The sequence below is a fragment of the Providencia sp. AGC89 genome, assembly GCF_053543535.1.
This window is the reverse complement of sequence record NZ_JBIXLP010000024.1, coordinates 1-3,954: the sequence shown is the minus strand read 5'-3', so window position 1 is coordinate 3,954 and position 3,954 is coordinate 1. Positions and strand designations below refer to the sequence as shown.

The following is a 3,954-nucleotide window of genomic DNA, read 5'->3' as shown; positions in this document are numbered from 1 at the left end:
GTGTCAAATACCGTACGACGATTATGCCGGGTGCAGTACGCTATGATAAATACGGTCAGCCGAACGGGACTGTCACGGAATCGGATGTCGCCGATACGTTAAAACGCATACAAAGACTAGCTAAACAACAATCACGACCCGCATGACAAAAGTAATAAATCCCCCGATTTCTGTTGAAGAAAAAAATCATTGGTTAGGTAAATTAGCCTTTGCCGCTTTAGTCGCGCTCAAACTGGCGCAATGGGATGGAAAAGCGGCTCGAAACGCCCAGTCTGAAAATCTTTTTCTGCTTCGCTGGCTACAAACAGCACTCAAACAAAAACGGTTTCACCGCTGTGTCGTCCATGATTTTGAATGGCTCATCCATCTGGGGCAACAACGATTAATGACCTCAAAATTAAAATCACGGTTAGAATATCTGTGGCGTTCGTGTTGTTGTGATTTGGCTAGCCAAAATGATTTGTTTCGCTTAACTTACGCGACTGAACTACTTAAAGATTTGGGCTGGGACAGTGTGGTACTCAGTGAAGACCGCTGGCAAAAACTGATAATGAAAAAGCCGATAGTCACTGCAATTCCTACCTTCTATGTGACTGCCTCTGCTTTAACCACGGGGTTTAGTGATGACGGAAAACAGATAGACTCGGTGGCGTTTTGGGTACTGGGTGATAAAGCACAATTTAGTGAAGTCATCAAACAACACCATCTTCAGGGCGAATTTGATGACGCTTTGCCGCGCTATCATTTATTGCCGTTGTAGTTGGCGTCACTCGTTTTCCTTTTTTTATCAATAAGAGGAAAGGCCGATGACCAGAAAAAAATCGAAAATACGTACATTAAGGCAGCATTTGACTGAGTTTAAAAACCAACCACATCGTTGCACGTGTTGCCAGATTAAGCTAAATCGGGTGTCGTTAATGCTAGATGGTGTCGCTATCCATAAAGAGGATATCAGTCACCTGTCACAGCAGCTGACTGACGAGGAGTGGCATACCCTGCAAACGACGCGATTGAAGGTGCTGTGCCGCTTTTGCCGTGAATTGCATACGCCACCCTTACCTGTCTTTTTTGATTTGGTGGGTTTTCAGCACTATTTATTAGTCGATTTATCCATGAAGCCGTGTTCAGTACGAGAATATGTCATACGATTACGCCGTATTGATACGTTGTTGGTGACGCTCAATATCGACATGCCTCGATTGAATGTGACTCAGATTAAAGGTATTTTGGCTGAACATTATTCAAAGCAATCATTAAACAATGCAGGACCGGCATTAAATCAATACGCGGACTATGTCACGGAATGCTTAGTGAATGATATGGCAGCCGGGAAGGCATGCTTTAATGTGAGGAGTTGATGGTGTTTATCATTTTAATGACGACGCAAGTCATTGTGTTTTGCTTGATGTTATTTGTGTATCTGCGTTCGCGTCTTCATGGTGGGTCAGATAAATATTTAAATACATTGATTTTTTGTTTTATTTTATTAACGGTAACTCTCATTATCACGCAATCGCCAGCTCCCCGTTTATGGAATGAAATGTAAAGCTAATCCTTGAATGGTTTGTCATTTAGACGTGAATCCGTGTCAATTTTGTTAAATCTCCTGACCGTTTGGTGAATAAGGTTAACATTTACCATGATTTGATTGACATGGTGACTTAGACTAAAACGCATTTAATTTTTTATTTATCGTCCATTAGCTAACTAATTCATTGAAATTGTGTCATTAAATGCATTGAGTCTGTGGACGAAAATGCAAATTAGACTTCACACGAACATTGAAATCCGAAAAACAGACAGAAAATTAATTCTGCGTTATGATGCACAGTCTTTCGTGAGGAGTGAGTAACCGAATAATGAAACCTAAGCACACGCCGACGGCACATGATGCGGCTTTTAAAGGGTTTATGACGCAGATTGACAGCGCAAAGGACTTTTTTGACATTCACCTGCCTGATCACATCAAAGCGTTGTGTGATTTCAGCACATTGGCACTGACAAATTCCTCGTTTATCGATAAACAGCTGCGGTCTCGATTATCCGATGTGCTCTATTCGGTGCAAACCACCGAAGGTGAAGGGTATATCTATCTTCTCGTCGAGCACCAGTCCACGCCCGATAAACTCATGGCCTGGAGACTCATGCACTATGCTTTCTTAGCCATGAACCAACATCTTCAGCAAGGGCATAAAACATTACCGTTAGTCGTGCCGGTACTGTTTTATCACGGTGGTCGTTCACCCTACCCCTATTCTCAATTGTGGACCGATTGTTTTCCATTAGCTGATATGGCTAATGAATTATATACCCAGCCGTTCCCGTTGGTTGATGTAACGGTGATTGATGATAATGAGTTGGTGAATCATCGCAAAGTGGCCGTGATGGAGCTGGCGATGAAGCACAAATATTTGCGGGATGAATTTGACACGATTATCCCCTTATTGGCACAAGCGCTCAATCAACAGTATAATAGTGATAACGACATCATCACTATCCTCAATTACCTGTTCATTGCACTGGACTCCCCCAACTTTGAACATATTGTCCAGCAATTGAGTGAACAGGCAGAAAGGCATAAGGAGGCAATAATGAATATTGCACAACGCTTACAAGATAAAGGCGAGAAGATTGGCTGGGAAAAAGGTCTAGAGCAAGGTATTGAACAAGGTATTGAACAAGGTATCGAAAAAGGTATGCGTGATGCCAAGATTATGATGGCACGTAACTTGCTTAAAAATGGGGTTAGTCTTGACCTTATTGTTGAAAGTACTGGTTTAAGTCGCGAAGAGCTCATTTCCCTGCAGTAGTCTGACTCTATTCTTTTTTCATTTTTATGCTTAACGCAAACGTCGCTAGCTCAATGAGTTTAGCGATGTTTTGCGCTCTTTCAGGGGGCAGTTTGGGAGAAATCTGCCTTTATGAATCGATTGTTCAATGTAGAGACTGTTTTAGTTGACCACTACACAGTTGAGCAAAAAGCAGTCATAGCGATTATTTGCAACAAGCCCAAGAAAAGTGTGTCACTCAGAACCTCGGCTGACGTTTAGTCTTAAAGACCAAGCTTATTTTTTAACACTTCATACGGTGTTTTACCAGCATGAGCTGAGTGGGGGCGATGACAATTATAAAATGCCTCCCATTCAGCTAATTTTTCGTGTAAATCGACATCATCCTTATAATCGATTAATTGATAAAATTCCTGTTTATCTGTTAAATGAGAACGCTCTACTTTCCCATTCAATCTGGGGGTAGCTGGCTTAATATAGACATGCTCCATCCCTAGATCATGAATATGCCAATTAAATTTCGATTGGAATTCGTGCCCATTATCCGTTCTAATCGTTTTGATTCTAAAGGGAAATTTATTTACAACATAATTAATAAAATCAATAGCATTAGCCTGATTGTGCCTTTCATAAATTTTAAGTGCTCTGATCCGTGTCGCATCATCAATTGCTGTATATTGAAAACGTTTAATTCGTTGTCCATCAGGCGTATTAAAAAATAAAAACTTCACATCAACCTGAACATGGTGCCCTGGCACTTGTTTCTGATAACGTTTAAATAGTGGTTTAGAGCGACTTCGCTGATTTTGGGGAAGTTGGTTTAATTTGTTTCTGAGCAATACATAATAGCAGCCAGAGCGTGATATTTTGATGTTATGAAACCGTAGAAGATACCAAGCGATACGTTGGGGACCAAAATGGTAAGTCGTACGCAGATAAATAACCAGCTCTTCGATGTGTTTTGCAACTCTTCTGGTTGGATTTTCAGGGCAGGGTTTATTGTTGATTAATCCTTTCTCGCCATCTCGTTCATAAGCTCTTTTCCAAGTATAAAAAGTTTCTCTACTGATCCCAAAATGACGACAAGTTTTAGCAATATTTTTGCTCTCACGGGCATGATTTAAGATTTTTGTTTTATGTGCAATATCTCGTTTAGCTTTAATGT

At 40.8% G+C, this 3,954-nt stretch carries 5 protein-coding genes; 4 read left to right on the top strand and 1 reads right to left on the bottom strand.

The genetic code is table 11. The features are described from left to right. Positions 1–142 precede the first annotated feature (142 nt). The 4 genes from ACIPUA_RS06445 to ACIPUA_RS06430 all read left to right on the top strand — a co-directional run bounded on the left by ACIPUA_RS06445 (position 143) and on the right by ACIPUA_RS06430 (position 2,810). Entirely contained in the window at positions 143–760 is a 618-nt protein-coding gene (locus ACIPUA_RS06445; protein WP_449059445.1) for a DUF2913 family protein, read from the top strand. A gap of 46 nt (positions 761–806) precedes the next feature. Beyond that, positions 807–1,358, top strand: a complete 552-nt coding sequence (locus ACIPUA_RS06440) for a hypothetical protein (RefSeq protein WP_449059444.1) — start codon at positions 807–809, stop codon at positions 1,356–1,358. 2 nt (positions 1,359–1,360) lie between these two features. Beyond that, a complete protein-coding gene (locus tag ACIPUA_RS06435) occupies positions 1,361–1,546 on the top strand; it encodes a hypothetical protein (RefSeq protein WP_110592910.1) in 186 nt (61 codons plus the stop codon). A gap of 313 nt (positions 1,547–1,859) precedes the next feature. Next, positions 1,860–2,810, top strand: a complete 951-nt coding sequence (locus tag ACIPUA_RS06430) for an Rpn family recombination-promoting nuclease/putative transposase (protein WP_449059443.1) — start codon at positions 1,860–1,862, stop codon at positions 2,808–2,810. A 242-nt stretch (positions 2,811–3,052) separates the two neighbouring features. On the opposite strand, the gene ACIPUA_RS06425 is transcribed toward ACIPUA_RS06430, so the two are convergent. After that, complete coding sequence (locus tag ACIPUA_RS06425) at positions 3,053–3,952, bottom strand: IS481 family transposase (protein ID WP_449059348.1); 900 nt, start codon at positions 3,950–3,952, stop codon at positions 3,053–3,055. Positions 3,953–3,954: the final 2 nt, after the last annotated feature.

Excerpts from the sequence above, each read along its gene's own strand:
- ACIPUA_RS06445 (WP_449059445.1), top strand. The coding sequence starts at position 143 with ATGACAAAAGTAATAAATCCCCCGATTTCTGTTGAAGAAAAAAATCAT.
- ACIPUA_RS06440 (WP_449059444.1), top strand. The coding sequence starts at position 807 with ATGACCAGAAAAAAATCGAAAATACGTACATTAAGGCAGCATTTGACT.
- ACIPUA_RS06430 (WP_449059443.1), top strand. The coding sequence starts at position 1,860 with ATGAAACCTAAGCACACGCCGACGGCACATGATGCGGCTTTTAAAGGG.